The sequence below is a fragment of the Parasporobacterium paucivorans DSM 15970 genome (genome assembly GCF_900141895.1).
Lineage (GTDB): Bacteria > Bacillota > Clostridia > Lachnospirales > Lachnospiraceae > Parasporobacterium > Parasporobacterium paucivorans.
In genome coordinates, this window is sequence record NZ_FQYT01000001.1 from 1 (window position 1) to 697 (window position 697).

The 697-nt window shown below is 51.6% G+C and carries 1 rRNA gene; it reads left to right on the forward strand.

Annotated elements, in window-relative coordinates:
- Positions 1-31 precede the first annotated feature (31 nt).
- Positions 32-697: ribosomal RNA gene (locus tag BUA79_RS00005) — 23S ribosomal RNA — on the forward strand; the annotation flags it as partial.

The window sequence follows — 697 nt, forward strand, 5'->3', positions numbered from 1 at the left end:
TATGTATCCGAAAGGTATGCAACTGCATACGGGTCAAGATAATAAGAGCGCAAGGTGGATGCCTTGGCACTAAGAGCCGACGAAAGACGCGATAAGCTGCGAAAAGCTTCGGGGAGGAGCAAATATCCTACGATCCGGAGATGTCTGAATGGGGAAACCCGGCAGGAGTGATACCTGTCACTGCATGGTGAATACATAGCCATGCAGGGGGAACCCGGTGAACTGAAACATCTAAGTAACCGGAGGAAAAGAAAGAAAACTCGATTTCCTGAGTAGCGGCGAGCGAAAGGGAAGGAGCCTAAACCGGGATGCGTGCATCCCGGGGTTAAGGACCGCAATATGTGAGCCGAAAGTTAGAAGAATGGTTCTGGAAAGACCAGCCGTAGAGAGTGAAAGCCTCGTAAACGAAAACGGAAGGCAGCAAGCGGGATCCAAAGTACCACGAGACACGAGAAACCTTGTGGGAATTCGGGGGGACCACCCCCCAAGGCTAAATACTACTTAGTGACCGATAGCGCATAGTACTGTGAAGGAAAGGTGAAAAGAACCCCGGGAGGGGAGTGAAAGAGAACCTGAAACCTTGTGTTTACAAGCTGTGGAACCGCCATTGAAGGCGGAACCGCGTACTTTTTGTAGAACGGTCCGGCGAGTTGCCTTTGCAGGCAAGGTTAAGCACTTAAGGTGCGGAGCCGCAGGG